Origin of the sequence: Seohaeicola saemankumensis (assembly GCF_021021435.1) — a bacterium.
In the GTDB taxonomy this organism is placed as follows: Bacteria; Pseudomonadota; Alphaproteobacteria; order Rhodobacterales; family Rhodobacteraceae; genus Seohaeicola.
Genome location: NZ_JAINWI010000013.1, coordinates 121,638 through 139,182, shown reverse-complemented (window position 1 = coordinate 139,182; position 17,545 = coordinate 121,638). Strand labels below are relative to the sequence as shown.

Genomic DNA, 17,545 nt, shown 5'->3' with positions numbered 1-17,545 from the left:
CCCGCGCATCCCCCGGCGCGCCGCCTATTCCCGCGCTTGGGCTTTGTCCATCATCCGTATGAACTATCCATGAAAAAACCCTGCGGAAAATATCCGCAGGGTCTGGCGCAAGGGCGGTTACCCCTGCGCTTAAAGCTTGATTGTCCGCAGGTAGGGCAGCTTGGCGTCAAACGCGCCGAAACGGGCACGGGCCTGCTCGTCATTCAGGCTTAGCGCGACGATCACATCCTGCCCCGGCACCCAATTGGCGGGCGTGGCGATCGGCACGCCGAAACTGGCTTGCAGGGCATCCAGCGCGCGCAGCACCTCGGCAAAATTTCGCCCCACCGACATGGGATAGGTCATAATCAACTGCACCTTCTTGTCGGGGCTGATGATGAACACCGACCGCACACTGGCCGAATCCGCCGCGGTGCGTCCATCCGGCAGATAGGCATCGGCAGGCAGCATGTCGAACGCCTTGGACACGGCCAGATCCTTGTCCGCAATGATCGGGAAACCCGCTTTGGCGCCAGAAAAGCCCTCGATATCGGATTTCCACTTCACATGCTCTTGAGGACCATCGACCGACAGGCCGATCACCTTGGTGCCACGCTTGGCCCATTCCTCGGCCAATTGCGCCACGGCCCCGAATTCAGTGGTGCAGACTGGCGTGAAATCCTTGGGATGGCTGAAGAGAATCGCCCAGTTGTCCCCGATCCAGTCGTGAAAGGTGATGCTGCCCTGATCTGTCTCGGCGGTGAAATTCGGAACGATATCATTAATGCGCAGGCCCATGGTCTAATCCCTTCTGTTGTCATCGAAGCATTCGCGGCACGCATACGCCCGCAACCACCCTCAAGGCAAGGCTGCGCTCCATCATGTTACCGTGAGTAATTTGATCAAATTTCTCAACTGCCCGTCCCTTACTCTTGCAGCGGGGCGAAAGCACTGACAGATTGCGCGGGAATACCGGACAGGTCCGGCGCCCCGTGCAGTACGCGGCACCGCACCTCACTTGCAATTGGAGGTTCCACGATGATCGAGAAACGTCAGTTCTATATCAATGGTGCATGGGTCGACCCTATTGAAGGTCGTGATCACCACGTGATCGACCCCTCGACCGAAGAGCCTTGCGCCGTTATCTCGCTGGGCGGTCAGGCCGATACCGATGCGGCTGTTGCCGCTGCCAAAGCCGCATTCCCTGCATGGATGGCAACCCCGCCGGAAGAGCGCATCGCGCTGGTGGAAAAACTGCTGGAAGTCTACAAGGCGCGCGGCGATGATCTGGCGCAGGCGATGACCACCGAAATGGGTGCGCCCATCGACATGTCCCGCGCCTCGCAGGTCGGGGCTGGTACATGGCATATCAGTAACTTTCTGAAAGCGGCCAAGGAATTCAAATTCAGTCGTCCTTTGGGCGATCACGCCCCAAATGACCGCATCGTTCTGGAACCAGTCGGCGTTTGCGCGTTGATCACGCCTTGGAACTGGCCAATGAACCAGGTCACCCTCAAGGTGATCGCGGCGGCGATTTCTGGCTGCACAATGGTTCTGAAACCGTCCGAAGAAAGCCCACTCAACGCGATCATCTTTGCCGAGATGATGCATGAGGCCGGTTTCCCCAAAGGCGTCTTCAACCTTGTGAACGGTGACGGTGTCGGTGTCGGCAGCCAGTTGTCGTGCCACAAGGACGTGGACATGGTCAGCTTCACTGGTTCAAGCCGCGCAGGGATCGCGATTTCCAAGGCGGCAGCGGATACGCTCAAGCGGGTGCACCTGGAGCTAGGCGGCAAAGGGGCCAACATCATTTTCGCAGATGCCGACGACAAAGCCGTCAAGCGCGGCGTGATGCATATGATGAACAACTCAGGCCAGTCCTGCAATGCGCCCAGCCGTATGCTGGTGCAGAAGGGCGTTTATGAAAAAGCCGTTGAAACCGCAGCTGAGGTGGCCAATTCCGTCACGGTCGGCAACGCGCATGACTCTGGTCGCCACATCGGACCCGTCGTGAACGAGGCGCAGTTCAACAAGATTCAGGGCCTGATCCAAAAGGGCATCGACGAAGGGGCGCGCCTTGTTGCAGGCGGCACAGGTCGTCCCGAAGGCTTTAACCGCGGCTTTTTTGTCAAACCTACGGTCTTTGCCGATGTGACCAACGACATGACCATCGCGCGTGAGGAAATCTTTGGCCCTGTGCTGTCGATCATCCCGTTCGAGACAGAAGAAGAGGCGATCCGGATCGCCAATGATACGGTCTATGGCCTGACCAATTACATCCAGACGCAGGACAGCAGCAAGTCGAACCGCGTCGCCCTGCAACTGCGTTCGGGCATGGTCGAGATCAACGGCCAGTCGCGCGGCGCAGGTGCGCCCTTTGGCGGCATGAAGCAATCCGGCAACGGGCGCGAAGGTGGCGTTTGGGGGATCGAAGATTTCCTTGAGGTGAAATCGGTCGCCGGCTGGGCCGCCGAGTAACCCACCGGCAATGAAATGAAAAACCGCCGTCCGGGACGCCGGGCGGCGGTTTTTTTCATAGGCCGGAAAAGCGCAAAACCGGGCGCGCGTTCACGCCAGCTTGCGCGCCTCGTCGACAAGCATCACAGGAATGCCATTGCGGATCGGATAGGCCAGTTGCGCTGGCTTGCTAACCAGTTCCTGCGCCTCTGCATCATAGTTCAGGCGCGCGCCCGTGCGGGGGCACACAAGGGCCTCAAGCATACGACGGTCAAACAGCGGACCATCCATCATTGCATGATTTCCTCGGAATCGCCGCCGCGCAGCGAATATTCGATCAATGTGACCAGCGTTTCGCGCCGCGTTGACAGGCAAGGTGCTTCCAGCAGCGCCTGTTTGTCCTCGGGATCGAAGTCCAGCAGCATCGACAGCGAATTGATCAGCAACTCGTCATCCGCATCCTGCAGGCTTTCCCAATCCGTCTGAAGGTCACGTGCCGTGAAATAGCGCGACAGAAGATTCATGAACGTTTCGCGATCAAATCCATCATCTGTTTCGTCGCGCCCGAGATCACGTTCGAACCCGCTCCACGACACTTCACAGCGGCGATAGGGCGTAAACCCTGTGACTTCCTTGATCACACGGAACCGTGACATTCCCGACAAGGTGATGAGATAGCGACCGTCCTCGGTTTCCGAAAACTGGGTGACGCGTCCTGCACAACCGATCTGATGCAACCCGTGACCATCACGACCCGGCACCTTGTTGGGTTGCACCATCCCGATCAGGCGTTCAGGTGTTTTCAGCGCGTCTTCCAGCATTGCCAGATAACGCGGTTCAAAGATGTGAAGAGGCAGGCGCGACCGGGGCAGCATCAGTGCCCCGGGCAGCGGGAACACCGCGATCACTTCCGGCATGTCAATTTTTTTGCCCATGACCCTGACCTAGACCGGAATGCCCATCAGGCAAATATCATTGAGGACAGTTTGCGCCGCCCGTTCAGCACAACGGGGTCGTTCGGTTTGAGAGCTTCGAAAATCATAAACAATTGCTGCTTTGCAGCCCCGTCATTCCATTCGCGATCACGTCGGAAAATTTCCAGCAACGCCTCAACCGCCTCTTCCATGCGATTGGCCGCCTGAAGCGCCAGCGCAAGATCGAAACGGGCCTGCAAATCATCAGGATTCGCTTCGACAGCTGCAATCAACTCGGCGACGGGCCCAGCACCAGCGGCCTGCTTGGCAAGCTCCAACTGGGCATGCGCGGCTTCAAGCGGGGCTGCTTTGGCGATCTCGACGGGGGCACCGTTCAAGACCGCCTCAGCCTCTTCCAGTTCTCCCTTGGCGATATGACAGCGCACAAGACCGGCATAAGATGCGATGTTAAGAGGGTCTTCCTCGAGGATAGCCGCGAAGGTTTGCGCCGCATCATCAAAGGCACCTTCGGAAAACATGGTTTCGGCAGCTTCAATCGCGTCCGCCAATCCGCCATCGGCTTCGCCGGCCAAGTCAGCCACGCGCTTGACGAAGGCCTGCACCTCGGATGCAGGCACGGCCCCCTGAAATCCGTCAACGGGTTGTCCCTGCCAGAAGGCATAGACTGTGGGGATGGATTGCACGCGCAACTGCCCCGCGATCATCTGGTTGCGGTCAACATCGACCTTAGCCATTTTGACAGCGCCCTTTGCGGCGGTCACAGCCTCTTCAAGCTGTGGCCCTAATGTCTTGCAAGGACCACACCATGGTGCCCAGAAATCGACGATCACGGGAACGGTCATCGAGGCATCGACAACCTCGGCCATGAAATCGGCCTCGGTCACGTCCTTGATCAGATCATTCTGCGGCTCAGGTTTTTTCTGTCCCAGTTCCAGCATCTTGCATCATCCTTTTTGTGCGGCCCGCAACGGGCCATATCGCTTTTCCCATATATGGGGCAGGGTGTCAGTGAATTCAAAGGTCAAAGGTCGCAAAGACCGGTGCATGATCACTGGGTTGCGTCCATCCGCGGGCATCCCGCAAAATGCGGCTGGAATGCCCTGCCTGTGCAATGTCCTTAGTGGCCCAGACATGATCAAGTCGCCGCCCTTTGTCGGCAGCGTTCCAATCCGCCGCGCGGTAGGACCACCAGCTATACAATAGCCCCTCGGGAATATCGGCGCGGGTCACGTCGATCCAGTTTCCGGACTCTTGCACCTGCGCCAGATGGTCCACCTCGATCGGTGTGTGGCTGACGATCTTCAACAACTGTTTGTGGCTCCAGACGTCATCCTCGCGCGGGGCGATGTTCAGATCACCCACAAGAATGGCCCGCTCGGGGCGGTCACCGCGAAACCAGTCCCGCATCTCGGTCAGGTAATCCAGTTTCTGGCCGAATTTTTCGTTCACCATGCGATCGGGCACATCGCCGCCTGCGGGAACATAGCAGTTATGGACCACGACCCCGTTGGGCAACCGCGCCGCTACGTGGCGGGCATGTCCGAGGCTTGCGAAATCCATCTCGCCCATATCCTCCAGCGGCAGCTTGGACAGGATCGCAACCCCGTTATAACCCTTCTGCCCGCGCGCCACGATATGGTTGTAACCAAGCGCTTGAAACCCTTCGAGGGGGATCTTGTCTACCGGACTTTTACATTCCTGAAGGCACAGGACATCCGGCGCTTCTTCGGACAAAAGCTTGCAAACAAGCCCCTCGCGCAGCCGAACAGAATTGATGTTCCAGGTTGCAAGGGTAAAGGGCATGCGCGTCTCCGATCCTTTGTTTCGGGCCGAGGGTTAGCACAGGAAAACCGCAAGGGGGAAGGGGTATGCCAGACAGCATCCCCTGTCGAAGCGAAAGGACGGGGTTACCGGCGCCGTACGTCGACCGTCTGGTTGACCAGTTGCGCCAAAGAACGTGTTTCCATGAAAGCAATGTCATAGGCGTCCCGCCCCGCTGCAATCAGAACCAGATCAGCCGCCGACCCCATGCCCGTGGCATCGACAATGTGCCAGCCACCCTCAAGCCAGACCTGTGCCACGGCGTGGAAATCTTGCGGATCAACACCCGGCCCATAGACCGACGCATAGCGCGCAGGAATGTCAGCAGCCCGCGCCAGGGCGCAAACCAGATGGGCATAGTCGCGGCACACCCCTTCCATCGTTGCGAATGTGTCGACAACCGTGGTTTCGGGGTTTGAACTGGCGGGAACATACCTGATCTCGCTGGCGATCCAGTCCCTGATGGCCACTATCTTGCGACCACCCTCAAGCGCGCCGAAGTTTTGCACGGTGAAGTCCTGAAACAGATCGGACTGGCAGAAACGCGATGGCCGCAGATAGGTCAGGATATCGCCGGGCAAGTCGTGGATCGGGGTCGGACCAAGGCTTTCCAGTGCGATCTGCGGGCGCGTAATCTCGACCTCGGCGCGGTAGCGAAGGTTCATCTGTTCTGTGGCGACCTGCGCCCATAGACGGTGCCCCACGCCGCCTTCTCCGGCGATACGGGTCAGCGTGGCATCCGCAATATCAAGCTGTTCGTGCAGAACCGTCTGGCCTTGCGTCCGCGCAGCCTCGATAACCAGAAGAACCATGGATCCGTCGCCCAGCATATATTGCATATTGACGTCAATCTCGAGGCGCATGGGGTTCCGATCCGGTTATTGCATTCAGTGGCGCAGCCCTCAGGACAGCCAGCGCGGGAACGGGGGGTATAGCGGCAAATGCAACGGGATAATACCCGCATCAAGGCATGCAACAGACGGATGCCGTGTGGTCAGATGGAAACGCGGGACAAGAGTGTCGAACGATCCACCTTGGCTTTGGGGTCGCTCAACACCACCGTACCGCGGTTCAGCGCTACAAATTCGTCTGCCAGTTCGTAGGCAAAATCGAAGAACTGTTCGACCAGCACAATCGCGATCTCGCCCTCATCACGCAAAGCGGCAATCACGCGACCGATCTGCTTGATGATATTGGGCTGGATACCTTCGGTCGGTTCGTCCAGCAACAATACGCGCGGCCTGGTGATCAGCGCCCGCGCAATCGCCAACTGTTGTTGCTGCCCGCCCGAAAGATCCCCGCCGCGCCGGTCCTTCATCTCGGCCAGCACGGGAAACAAATCATAGATGCGCGGCGGGATGGCTTTGTCGGCCTTGGGCAGACAGGCAAAACCCGTCATCAGGTTCTCGGTCACGCTCATCAGCGGAAAGACCTCGCGCCCCTGCGGCACATAGGCGATACCCGCCCGCGCCGCCTGAAACGCGCTGGCGTGGTCCAGAACGCTACCGTCCAAGGTGATCGTGCCGCCGGAATAGGGATGCCGCCCTGCGATAGCCTTGAGCAGGCTTGTCTTGCCTACCCCGTTGGTGCCCATCACAGCTGTCACTTGCCCCGGCTTGGCGGTCATGCTGATCCCGTTCAGGATCTGGCTTTGCCCGTATTTCAGGGTCAGATCGGAAATTTCCAGCATGTCAGCGTCCCAGATAGACGTCGATAACGTCTTGGTTTTTGGTCACATGATCCAGACTGCCCTCAGCCAGAACCGAACCTTCGTGCAGCACCGTCACCTTGCAGTTCAGCCGCCGCACGAATTCCATATCATGCTCGACCACCACCACCGCACGCGTCTGCGCCGCGCGCACCAGCAGCGCGGTTGTGTGCTCGCGCTCGGCTGGCGTCATACCGGCAGCAGGTTCATCAACCAGCAACAGTTGCGGGTCTTGCGCCAGTAGCATCCCGATTTCCAGCCATTGTTTCTGTCCGTGGCTCAAATCTCCGGCACGACGGGGCAGATCGTCGGTCAGGCCGATCTCTTCCGCGATCTCGTCGATCCGCGCCGCTGTGGCGCGGCTTTTGCGGTAGAACAGCACGTCAAACGGCCCGCGCGGGTTCTTCAGCGCCATCGCAAGGTTCTCGCGCACGGTCTGCGCCTCGAATACCGTCGGTTTCTGGAACTTGCGCCCGATCCCCTGCCGCGCGATCTCGCTTTCCGACATATCCAGCAGCGACAGGCTGCGCGGCCCCCAGATCACACGCCCAACATCCGGCTTGGTCTTTCCGGTGATGATATCCATGAAGGTAGTCTTGCCCGCCCCGTTCGGCCCGATCACCGCGCGTAATTCGGCCTGTCCGATGCTGATGGACAGGTTGTTGATCGCGCGGAACCCGTCAAAGGTGACGCTGACACCGGAGACTTCTAGCAGCGTGCTCATGGCTCACCCTCCTCCTTGCGCCACGCGCCCTTGTCGGGGCCGTAATCGCCTTGCCGGTCGGCCACGGGTTTCAGCACGATCAAGTCGAACAGACCACCAATGCCTTTGGGAAAGAACAACGTGACCGCCACGAAAGACACGCCCAGCAGCACCAACCACCAGTCGGTCCAGTTGATCGTGTAGAAGCCCAGATTGACCGCAGGGGCCGATCCACCCGTGAACCACGACGACAGCAACGACACAAACGCAGCCCCGATCACCGCGCCATATAGCCGTCCGCGCCCGCCGATAGCCACCCAAACCGCCAGATAGATCGAGGCAATAGGCGCGATCTCGGCAGGGTTGATGATACCAGCCTGCGGATAGTAGAGCGCGCCGGCGATAGCTGCGACAATGGCAGTCAGTGTAAAAACGAAAAGCTTGTAGCTTTCCACATGATAGCCAAGGAACCGCACGCGGCTTTCATTGTCGCGGATGGCACGGATCACGCTACCCATCTTGCCCGACACGACCCATGCGAACAGGACATAGCCCACGCCCAGCGCCACGGCGGAGGCCCAGAAAAATGCGATGGAAATCACTGATTGCGGCACCGCATCAAGCCCCGGAATATTCTGCAAACCCGACAGCCCGTTATTGCCCCGCAATCCGCTGTCGTTCTGAAAAAGATAGAGCGACAGCGCCAGTGTCATCGCCTGCGTCAGGATCGACAGGTAAACGCCTGTGACGCGGCTGCGGAAGGCCAGCCAGCCGAACACCAACGCCAGCAGACCGGGCACCAGCACGACCATCGCCAGTTGCAGCGTCAGCGAATGGGCAAATGACCAGATCAGCGGAAACTCCGAGGCGCCGACTACCCCGAAAATCTGGCTTGCTATGGCATCCACCACCTCTTTGTCCGTGGGCGGAAGGGCGGCATTGGCAAGGGACTCGACCACGATCAATTCGGTCCGCGCATACATCAGCCACATCCCGATAGCATAGCCACCCAGCCCGAAAAAAGCGAAATGCCCCAAGCTGAGGATACCGCAATATCCCCAGACCACATCCATCGCGATGGCGATCAGGCACAGGCACAACGTCTTGCCCAATGTCTTGACGAAGGAGGTCGAGATCAGACCCGTACCCGTCGCCTCGGACAGCAATGTAACCGCGATAGAAAAGACCGACAGCGCCAGCAGGAACCACAGGACCGACGGGTTTTTGGCAATGAACGAACGTGTCATGGCGTCAATCTCCCGCCGCGCGGCCTTTGAGGGCGACGATGCCCTTGGGCCGGAATTGGATGAACAGAATAATGAACAGGATCATAAAGGTCTGCGCCGCCAGCGTGTTGCTGGGGTTGAAGAATTCAATCCCCTTTTGCAGGAACCCGATCAGCGTCGCCCCGGCCAGGGTGCCCCAGACATTGCCGACACCGCCGACAACAACCGTCATGAAACTTTGCACGATATATTCCGATCCCATCTCGGACGTGACCTTGGCGTAAAGCCCGATGGCGACACCCGCAATGCCTGCAATGCCCGAACCAAGCCCGAAAGTCAGCATATTGATCCGGTCGGGATTGATCCCCATGGACGCGGCCATGCCGGGGTTTTGCGTCACCGCGCGCACCTCAAGCCCCAGGCGGGTCCGCTTGAGGATATAGATGAGCAGCCCGAGGAACATCAGCGCCAGCACGAAGATCGCGACGCGGATCATGCTGATCGAGACCACCTCGTTGAAGGTCAGGTTACCGCTGAGCCATGCAGGAGAGGTCAGAGGCCGCGCCTGCGTGCCAAAAATATTCTTGGCAAGCTGTTGCAAGGCAATCGAAATCCCGAATGTCGCCAACAGCGTTTCCAGCGGCCGGTGATAGAGCCAGCGAATCACCAGCCGTTCCATCGCGACACCTGCGCCAAAGGTCACCGCGAAGGCCAAAGGCAGCGCCACGATCAGCGACAGCGTGTAATCGGGGATGAACAGTTGCACCACATAACCGGTATAGGCGCCCATCATGATGAACTCGCCATGCGCCATGTTGATAACGCCCATCACCCCGAATGTGATGGCCAGACCAATAGCCGCCAGAAAATAGATAGAGGCCAGCGACAACCCGTCCAGCGCCAGATCTGCGGCCTGATTCCTCGCCACCTGCATCCCGATTGCGTCAAGAGTCTCGCGCGCGGCATCGGTGATGGCCTTGTTCGGTTCGGCATAGAGCAGCACGAAACTATGCGTGGCCAGGGACGCCGCCTGATCCTCGAGTGTGACCAAAGGTGGCACCGCACCCGCTGCAGCCAAGGCTTCATAGGCTGACTCGCGCGCATCATCGGTTGTCAGGCTGGCCACGGGGATACCCGCAACCTGCCCGCCATCAATCGCGGCGATCAATGCCGCCTTGATCGGCTCTACCCCCGTCAGAGGTGGCGCGAGATCAGCCGAGACAAGCTGATCATAGGCAGCTTCCTCGCTCAGATCGTCACTGCCCGGCGTCAGAACAGCGGCAATGTTACGGTCTGTCGGCATGGTCGCAAAAACAGCTGGGCTGCTTGTCAGGATCAGGTTCAACACCGCGCGCGCATCCACCCCAAGATCGCCGCGCAGGCTTTCAATCGCTGTGATCCGCTCGGCTTCGGATTCGGCGTAACGGGCGGCTAGCAAGCGCTCCAGCCGGATTTTGCGATCTTTCAGCGCCGGATCGGGTTCATCTTCGATGGACCGGCGCAATGGGCCCAACTGGTCGTCGGAAGGGCTGCGCGCAATCGCGTCCAAGGCGGCAACACGTCTGGCTGGATCATTGTCCAGAAGCTGGAACGCCACCAGCGCACCACCGATCACTCGCCGCACACCTGCGTTGGGTCGCAGTTCCGACACTTCGGTGCTTGTCGCGCGCCCCGCGTCTGCCCCGGTGTCAACATCGGTGAGGTCAAAGCCGCCATCAGTTGCAGTACCAAAGAAGAAAAGGCCGTCGCTGACCCGTTGATAGACGGCACGGTCGCGCCAACGCTCCAGAAACACGGGAACACCGTCAAGATCACTTTCCAGCAGCGCCGCGATCAGGCTGTCGACGGTTCCGCGTGACGGATTGGCGACGGCATCGGCATTCTGCTGCAGGACGTCCTGCAAGGGCGTGGCAGGAGCCTGGGCTCGCGCAGCGGACAGCCCGAGGCAAATCGCGAAAGCGACACAGACGAGGCGAAAAATCATGGGATGCCCTTGATCTGGAATCAGAAGGATTTGCCGGAAAAGGAGGCGCGGAAAGGCGCGCCCCCTGATCGCCACATCAATAATTCGATGTCAGCTGAACGCAGGTCTTGGTTTCGGTATTATACATCCCGCAACCCAGTTCTTTCCAGTCACTGGTCAGAACCGCCGATTCCGGCAGGTAATCCGTCCAGGCATCGCCCTCGACTTCGGGCGTCTGGGTAATGATGTCGAATTGACCGTCAGCGCGGATCTCGCCGATCAGGACAGGCTTAGCCAGATGGTGGTTCGGCAGCATGACTGCGGTGCCGCCGGTCAGGTTCGGAAATTCCTGCCCGTACATGGCAGAGCGCACGGTATCCACATCCGTTGTTTCCGCAGCGGTTACGGCATTCACCCACATATTGAAGCCGATGTAATGCGCTTCCATCGGATCGTTGGTCACGCGGTCTTCGCCAGCAAAGGCTTTCCACGCGGTGATGAATTCTGCATTGGCAGGCGTATCAGCCGACATGAAGTAGTTCCACGCTGCCAGATGGCCGACCAGTTCTGATGTATCCAGACCCGACAATTCCTCTTCCCCGACCGAGAAGGCAACGACAGGTATATCTTCCGCCGACACGCCCGCTGCGGCCAGTTCCTTGTAAAAGCCGATATTGGCGTCACCGTTGATGGTCGAAATCACACCAACCTGTTTGCCGTCAGCGCCCAGCGCCACGACATCGGCCACAATCGTGGCCCAGTCGGAATGGCCGAAAGGCGTGTAGTTGACGAAGATGTCCTCTTTCGCGATCCCTTTCGAGATCAGGTAGCTTTCGAGAATGTTGTTCGTGGTGCGCGGATAAACATAGTCGGTCCCCAGCAGCGCGAATTTCTCGACGCCGAGTTCCTCAAGGAAATAATCTGTGGCGGGAATCGCCTGCTGGTTCGGCGCAGCGCCTGTATAGAATACGTTGCGGGAAGATTCCTCGCCTTCGTATTGCACCGGATAGAACAGCAGGCCGTTCAACTCCTCGATCACCGGCAGCACCGATTTGCGGCTCACGCTGGTCCAGTTACCGAAGATCACGTCAACCTCGTTCACGGTCAGCAACTCGCGCGCTTTTTCAGCGAAAAGCGGCCAATCGGAAGCGGGATCGACCACAACCGCTTCTAGCTGGCACCCCAGCAAACCGCCCTTGGCGTTCTGTTGCTCGACCAGCATCAGCATCACGTCTTTCAGAGTCGTCTCGGAAATGGCCATGCTACCTGAAAGCGAATGCAGCACGCCGACTTTGATCGGGCAATCTTGCGCCGAGGCTGTTCCGGCGCTTGCCACGATAGCAGCTGCGGCGAGGGCTGCGAATTTTGTCTTTTTGGTCATTGAATTATGTCCCCAGTCATATACCTGCGGAAAGGGTCTTTAGCCTGAAGCGGGCAATTCACTTGCGCGCGCAGAGGCATAGATCCATCCGCAACATCATTGTTGCCGTCGCGCAGGGGCAATCTGCCAGGATCGGACCTCTGCGCGGCATTTGCGGACCACCCGAGCGGCATCCGCATGGATGATTGAGAACATCGCCGAACAGTTGCGCAATTGCAGTCTTTGCAGGCGCAGCATTTTTCAATGCACCAACAGCAATTCTGCCTAATTTTGGGCAAATGCCGATTTATTAAGCGATAGAGGGCACAGATTCACGGGTGGAAGAAAACGCAAGCGGCGCCTTTCGCAGAATCAAGACACCCGTCACGCAAGGAACGGTGCGGCAACGGCGCTCCAAAAAAAACCCCGGCACCAGGCCGGGGCAGTCCAACAGGGAGGTGCATATGATAACCCGCATATGCGACGGGATCTCTTGCCATCAAAACTAATTCTGATTGCAGAATACCACTTTGATCTGCGTCAAGACAGTAGGGTTTTCCTTACGCTGCGTAACTGCATCCCTTATGCAACAAGACGGTATCCGCCCGACTCGGTCACCAGCAGGCGCGCATTGGAGGGATCGGGCTCGATCTTCTGCCGCAACCTGTAGATGTGTGTCTCAAGCGTGTGCGTTGTCACACCCGCATTATAGCCCCAAACCTCATGCAGCAGCACATCGCGCGGCACCACACATTCGGTCGCGCGATAAAGGTATTTGAGGATATTTGTCTCTTTCTCGGTCAGACGGATCTTCTTGTCATCCTCGGTGATCAACATCTTCATCGCGGGTTTGAAAGTATACGGCCCAAGAGTGAAAACAGCATCCTCGCTTTGTTCATGTTGACGAAGCTGTGCGCGGATACGAGCCAGCAAGACCGGAAACTTGAACGGCTTTGTGATGTAGTCATTGGCGCCGGCATCCAGCCCAAGGATGGTATCTGAATCGCTGTCATGACCTGTCAGCATCAGGATCGGGCATTTTACACCTTGCTTGCGCATCAGGCGGCAAAGCTCGCGCCCGTCGGTATCGGGCAAGCCGACATCAAGGATCACCAGATCATACAGGGCTTCCTTGGCGCGCTTCATCGCCTCCACACCGTTGCCTGCCTCGAAGACGTCGAAATCCTCGGTCATGACAAGTTGCTCGCTCAGCGCTTCGCGCAGGTCTTCATCGTCATCCACCAGAAGTATTTTCTTCAATTGAGCCATGGGGTTTCCCTCCTGTTCCTGATGTGAAGATGACTACGGTTGACTCAAGCGACAAGTCGGGGTGCCATTCTCTCACGCTGTCGTGTAAAGCAGTGTGCAAATGTTTCAGTTATCACCGTCATTGGCCATTTTTGACCATGACAACGCAACAGGCGCCGCATGAGTTTCACTCCGGATGTTACAGAAATTCTGGCTCGCGCCCGCGCGGATCTGCGGATGGGTGTGCCTGTTGTGCTGTTTGACAACAGCGGCGGCGCGCTTGTTCTGGCCGCCGAGACACTCAACGCCCAACGTCTGGCCGATCTGCACGCGTTGGGTGGGGCTCCTGTTCTGGCGCTCACGGCCCGACGCGCCGCAACCTTGAAGGCACGCGCCTATGATGGCGATGTCGCCCGCGTGCTGTTGCCACCCGAAGCAGGTCTGACATGGGTGCTGGGTGTGGCCGATCCGGCGGATGATCTGAAAACGCCGATGAAAGGGCCGCTGATCACCCAGCGCGAGGGTGCGGCGGACCTACACCGCCTGGCCGTGAACCTGACCAAGACAGCACGGCTTTTACCTGCCGCCCTGATACTGCCGCTTGGCGATCCTGCCTGCTTTGCCGCAACCCACGGGCTGACACGGATCGACGCGGCGCGCGCCAAGCCTTTACTGGCTGCCGCGCCTGAACCGCATCCGGTGGTCAGCGCCCGCTTGCCTGTCTCGGCAGCAGAGGCCGGACGCCTGCACATCTTCCGCCCCGAAGATGGCGGCGAAGAACATTATGCATTCGAGATCGGGCAACCGGACCGCGACAAGCCGGTGCTGGCGCGACTGCATTCGGCCTGTTTCACCGGTGATGTGCTGGGCAGTCTCAAATGCGATTGCGGCCCGCAACTGCATGGAGCGCTGGACCAGATGGGGCAGGAAGGCGCAGGCGTTCTGCTCTATCTCAATCAGGAGGGGCGCGGTATCGGCCTTGCAAACAAGATGCGCGCCTATTCGCTGCAGGATCAGGGCTTTGACACGGTCGAGGCGAACCATCGCCTTGGGTTCGAGGATGACGAGCGCGATTTCCGCCTTGGGGCCGAGATCCTGAAATCCATGGGTTTTTCCACGATCCGATTGCTGACCAACAACCCGCGCAAAATCGCCATGATGGAGAAACAGGGCATCACCGTGACCGAGCGTGTGCCGCTGAAAGTAGGCGAGAACGCCTTCAACCGTGCCTATCTTGCGACCAAATCGGCCAAATCGGGGCACCTGCTGTGACGGCCGCAACACGGCACGATATGGTTCTGACCCCGATGGGTCTGCGCTTTCAGAGCCGGACCTTTCCCTGCACAATCGGGCGCTGCGGCGTCAGTTCTGACAAGCGCGAGGGTGATGGCGCCACCCCGCGCGGCATCCACCGCATTGTCGGCATGCTTTACCGTCCCGACCGCATGGCGCAACCCGCCGATTGGGCCGTGCCGATCCACCCCGGCGATCTGTGGTCGGACGATCCGAAACACGAGGATTACAACCTCATGGTCCGCGCGCCCTACCCGCACAGCCACGAGAAACTGCGCCGCGCCGATCCGCTTTATGATCTGGTGCTGATTTCAGACTGGAACTGGCCCCGTGCGGAACGCGGGCGCGGCTCGGCCATTTTCATCCACCAGCAACGCCGCGCGGGATATCCGACAGAAGGCTGCGTGGCGCTGCGGCGCGACCATCTTCTCTGGATCGCCCAGAATTTGCGTCACGGATGTCGGTTGATTGTCGGGTGATCTACTCGGGATACTTTCGCCGCGCGACAGCCTGCCCGATCACCTGATTGGCGTTTCTTGCCGTCGCGGTCCACTCATAGGTGTGAACGCCATTGGGCGGACAGGGGCTTTTATATTTGAACACCCCAGTCGGCACCGTGCCATCGCCACCGATGCCAAGGCGCTTGCTCCCGCCATGATCATAGCCCGGCACGTTACGATCCTTCAGCTTGAATTGAACGGACGTCGTTCCCGCAGGAACGCCTTCCAGCTTGAAAACAGGGTTGCCCACCGTATTGGGATTCCCCGTGGTGCATCGCGGGATATCGCCCCATTCGAATGACACTTTGAAATCTGCAAAGGCGGGCGCGACAAAAAACGACAGAACCACCACGAGCGAACTGATCCGCATGATATTACCTTAAAGTTGTTTTACGCTTGAAAGCAGCCTGATTAAGCCACTGACGTCAAGAATATTCTCTCTCGCCAAAAATAGCCGACCCTACGCGGATATGCGTCGCGCCCAGAGCGATAGCGGATTCGAAATCGCCACTCATGCCCATGGACAGGCCCGCCAACCCGTTGCGGGCGGCGATCTTGGCCAGCAACGCGAAATGCAGCGATGGTTCTTCGTCAACCGGCGGTATGCACATCAACCCGCGCACCGGCAGGTCCAGCGCGCGTGCATCGGTCACGAAAGCATCCGCCTCGGCAGGCATGACGCCAGCCTTCTGCGGCTCCTCGCCCGTATTGATCTGCAAGAAAATGTCAGGGCACCCCCCCAACTCCTGCGCCAATCTTGCAATGGTTTGGGCAACCTTGGGGCGGTCCACGGAATGGATCGCTTGAAACAGCTCCATCGCCTGCCGTGCCTTGTTGGTTTGCAACGGTCCGATCAGGTGCAAGTCAATCCCGTCATAGGTTTCACGGAAATCCGGCCATTTGGCGGCCGCCTCTTGCACGCGGTTCTCGCCAAACACCCTATGACCCTCGTCCAGCACGGCCGCAACGCGCGCATTTGGCTGCACCTTCGAAACAGCGATCAGCGTCACACTATCCGCGTTGCGCCCTGCGGCTTGGCAGGCTTTGGCGATACGGGCCTTGATTTCGAACAGCGACATTGACTTCCCCTGATGGTGCGTTGCCGCCGCATGAAAACACCATCGCCGCGCAAAAGAAAAGGGCGGGTCCAAAGACCCGCCCTTCCTGTTCAACTAACCTGTTCTGGATCAGAACGCGAAGAAGATACCTGCGGAAACCAGGTTGGTTTCTGCGTTTGCCGCGTTGCGGTTGGACGACCAGCCAGCTTCGATCGAAGCGCCACCGCCCAGGTTGTAGGATGCGCCCAAGCCATAGACCGGATCGATGCCATTGTTCTCGTCAGCAACGAAGCCATAGACATACAGCGCGTCGTTTACAGTATAGCCGCCTTTGAGAGCGATTTTCTCTGCAGACGTAGCGCCATACTCAGTGTCAGCATAAGACAAGGTGGCGTCGAATGCACCGAACTTGCCACCCAGCGAAGCGAACAACAGGGTATCGCCATCACGTGCGGCGCTGTCCCATTCTTCGTAAGCAACGGCGGCGACGTAGTCGGCAAACCGGTAATTTGCACCAACAGCGTAGCTGTTGTCAGTGCTGTGCACATGCAAGCCAAAGCCGTTCATGCTGTAGATCACTTCAACACCATCAGTTGCGACGCTGCCGTTGATGTCTTCAAGCGCCGACTCGCTCTGGAACGCTGTCCAGCCGAACGAGCCGCCGTTGGAAACGGTGTTCGCTGCAAGTGCGGTGAAGCCATTGCCTTCCAGGCCCATGCCAGCCGACTTCGTGCCCATGTACAGGCCGGGTGCTGCTTCGACGACACCCAGAATGTTGCCCATAGCAACAGTCAGGCCACCGAAAGTTGCGAAGAAACGAGCGGTGTTGAACTCACCGGTGTCTTGCGCATTTCCGTCTTCTTCAAACTGTGCGCGAATGCGTGCACCCAGTGTCAGGCCGCCATCGGTCTCTGTGGTCATGTCGAACTGAAGACGCAGACGGCTGGATGTGTTCACGTCGTCAGCGCCAGCTGCAGCGCTGTCATTGTAGGTTGCACCAAAGCGTGCATAGCCGGACAGGTTCACGTCGGCTGCAGCAACACCTGCGGTGGCGACCAGCGCGGTTGTTGCGATAAGGATATTTTTCATTTCGTTGCCCTCGGTTTTTCAGAGATGGCCCAAAACAGCGAGTCTGCCTTGGGTATGCTCAATCGTTTCGCTCTTTTAGGGGCGCAGATGCAAGCTTCCCAGCAAACACATTCGCAAAGCCGCCGGACATGGTGCAGCTATGCCACACATACCCAAACCCCCTCCACCCCGCTTCAAAGCGATGTTCCATACACCAAAGCCGCTG

18 protein-coding genes are annotated in these 17,545 nt (G+C 58.7%); 3 read left to right on the top strand and 15 right to left on the bottom strand.

Annotation, left to right across the window (positions count from 1 at the left end; genetic code table 11):
- Nucleotides 1–129 precede the first annotated feature (129 nt).
- On the bottom strand, nt 130–777 hold the full coding sequence (locus K7H22_RS11895) for a peroxiredoxin (protein ID WP_230801042.1): 648 nt from the start codon (nt 775–777) through the stop codon (nt 130–132).
- Nucleotides 778–1,017: 240 nt separating this feature from the next.
- Here K7H22_RS11895 and K7H22_RS11890 point away from each other — a divergent pair, with 240 nt between their 5' ends.
- Nucleotides 1,018–2,457, top strand: a complete 1,440-nt coding sequence (locus K7H22_RS11890; protein ID WP_230801041.1) for an aldehyde dehydrogenase family protein — start codon at nt 1,018–1,020, stop codon at nt 2,455–2,457.
- Nucleotides 2,458–2,547: 90 nt separating this feature from the next.
- Here the strand turns inward: K7H22_RS11890 and K7H22_RS11885 are convergent, their stop codons facing one another.
- The 11 genes from K7H22_RS11885 to K7H22_RS11835 form a co-directional block, all read right to left on the bottom strand.
- On the bottom strand, nt 2,548–2,730 hold the full coding sequence (locus K7H22_RS11885) for a Trm112 family protein (protein ID WP_230801040.1): 183 nt from the start codon (nt 2,728–2,730) through the stop codon (nt 2,548–2,550).
- Nucleotides 2,727–3,371, bottom strand: coding sequence for an LON peptidase substrate-binding domain-containing protein (locus K7H22_RS11880; RefSeq protein ID WP_230801039.1), 645 nt, complete (start codon nt 3,369–3,371; stop codon nt 2,727–2,729). The genes K7H22_RS11885 and K7H22_RS11880 overlap by 4 nt, the downstream gene beginning before the upstream one ends.
- Nucleotides 3,372–3,397: 26 nt before the next feature.
- On the bottom strand, nt 3,398–4,309 hold the full coding sequence (locus K7H22_RS11875) for a thioredoxin family protein (protein ID WP_230801038.1): 912 nt from the start codon (nt 4,307–4,309) through the stop codon (nt 3,398–3,400).
- Between the two features lie 76 nt (nt 4,310–4,385).
- On the bottom strand, nt 4,386–5,174 hold the full coding sequence (locus K7H22_RS11870) for an exodeoxyribonuclease III (protein ID WP_230801037.1): 789 nt from the start codon (nt 5,172–5,174) through the stop codon (nt 4,386–4,388).
- A gap of 104 nt (nt 5,175–5,278) precedes the next feature.
- Complete coding sequence (locus K7H22_RS11865; RefSeq protein ID WP_230801035.1) at nt 5,279–6,055, bottom strand: transglutaminase-like domain-containing protein; 777 nt, start codon at nt 6,053–6,055, stop codon at nt 5,279–5,281.
- A 131-nt stretch (nt 6,056–6,186) separates the two neighbouring features.
- A complete protein-coding gene (gene urtE / locus K7H22_RS11860) occupies nt 6,187–6,882 on the bottom strand; it encodes an urea ABC transporter ATP-binding subunit UrtE (RefSeq protein WP_230801033.1) in 696 nt (231 codons plus the stop codon).
- A gap of 1 nt (nt 6,883) precedes the next feature.
- The gene (gene urtD, locus K7H22_RS11855) at nt 6,884–7,624 is read right to left on the bottom strand and encodes an urea ABC transporter ATP-binding protein UrtD (RefSeq protein ID WP_230801030.1); all 741 of its coding nucleotides are present in this window, start codon (nt 7,622–7,624) and stop codon (nt 6,884–6,886) included.
- A complete protein-coding gene (urtC, locus tag K7H22_RS11850) occupies nt 7,621–8,850 on the bottom strand; it encodes an urea ABC transporter permease subunit UrtC (RefSeq protein ID WP_230801028.1) in 1,230 nt (409 codons plus the stop codon). The genes urtD and urtC overlap by 4 nt, the downstream gene beginning before the upstream one ends.
- A gap of 4 nt (nt 8,851–8,854) precedes the next feature.
- Complete coding sequence (urtB, locus tag K7H22_RS11845; RefSeq protein ID WP_230801027.1) at nt 8,855–10,813, bottom strand: urea ABC transporter permease subunit UrtB; 1,959 nt, start codon at nt 10,811–10,813, stop codon at nt 8,855–8,857.
- A 76-nt stretch (nt 10,814–10,889) separates the two neighbouring features.
- The gene (urtA, locus tag K7H22_RS11840; protein ID WP_230801026.1) at nt 10,890–12,173 is read right to left on the bottom strand and encodes an urea ABC transporter substrate-binding protein; all 1,284 of its coding nucleotides are present in this window, start codon (nt 12,171–12,173) and stop codon (nt 10,890–10,892) included.
- A 561-nt stretch (nt 12,174–12,734) separates the two neighbouring features.
- Entirely contained in the window at nt 12,735–13,421 is a 687-nt protein-coding gene (locus K7H22_RS11835; protein WP_230801025.1) for a response regulator transcription factor, read from the bottom strand.
- Between the two features lie 159 nt (nt 13,422–13,580).
- On the opposite strand from K7H22_RS11835, the gene ribA reads away from it, so the two are divergent.
- Both ribA and K7H22_RS11825 read left to right on the top strand, forming a co-directional pair.
- Nucleotides 13,581–14,672 (top strand): GTP cyclohydrolase II, encoded by a 1,092-nt coding sequence (gene ribA / locus K7H22_RS11830; protein ID WP_230801024.1) that lies wholly within the window; start codon nt 13,581–13,583, stop codon nt 14,670–14,672.
- 20 nt (nt 14,673–14,692) lie between these two features.
- Nucleotides 14,693–15,172, top strand: a complete 480-nt coding sequence (locus tag K7H22_RS11825) for a L,D-transpeptidase family protein (RefSeq protein ID WP_230801178.1) — start codon at nt 14,693–14,695, stop codon at nt 15,170–15,172.
- 1 nt (nt 15,173) lies between these two features.
- Here the strand turns inward: K7H22_RS11825 and K7H22_RS11820 are convergent, their stop codons facing one another.
- The 3 genes from K7H22_RS11820 to K7H22_RS11810 form a co-directional block, all read right to left on the bottom strand.
- Nucleotides 15,174–15,563, bottom strand: coding sequence for a hypothetical protein (locus K7H22_RS11820; RefSeq protein ID WP_230801023.1), 390 nt, complete (start codon nt 15,561–15,563; stop codon nt 15,174–15,176).
- A 55-nt stretch (nt 15,564–15,618) separates the two neighbouring features.
- Nucleotides 15,619–16,272, bottom strand: coding sequence for a YggS family pyridoxal phosphate-dependent enzyme (locus K7H22_RS11815; protein ID WP_230801022.1), 654 nt, complete (start codon nt 16,270–16,272; stop codon nt 15,619–15,621).
- Between the two features lie 108 nt (nt 16,273–16,380).
- The gene (locus tag K7H22_RS11810; RefSeq protein WP_230801021.1) at nt 16,381–17,340 is read right to left on the bottom strand and encodes a porin; all 960 of its coding nucleotides are present in this window, start codon (nt 17,338–17,340) and stop codon (nt 16,381–16,383) included.
- Nucleotides 17,341–17,545 lie beyond the last annotated feature (205 nt).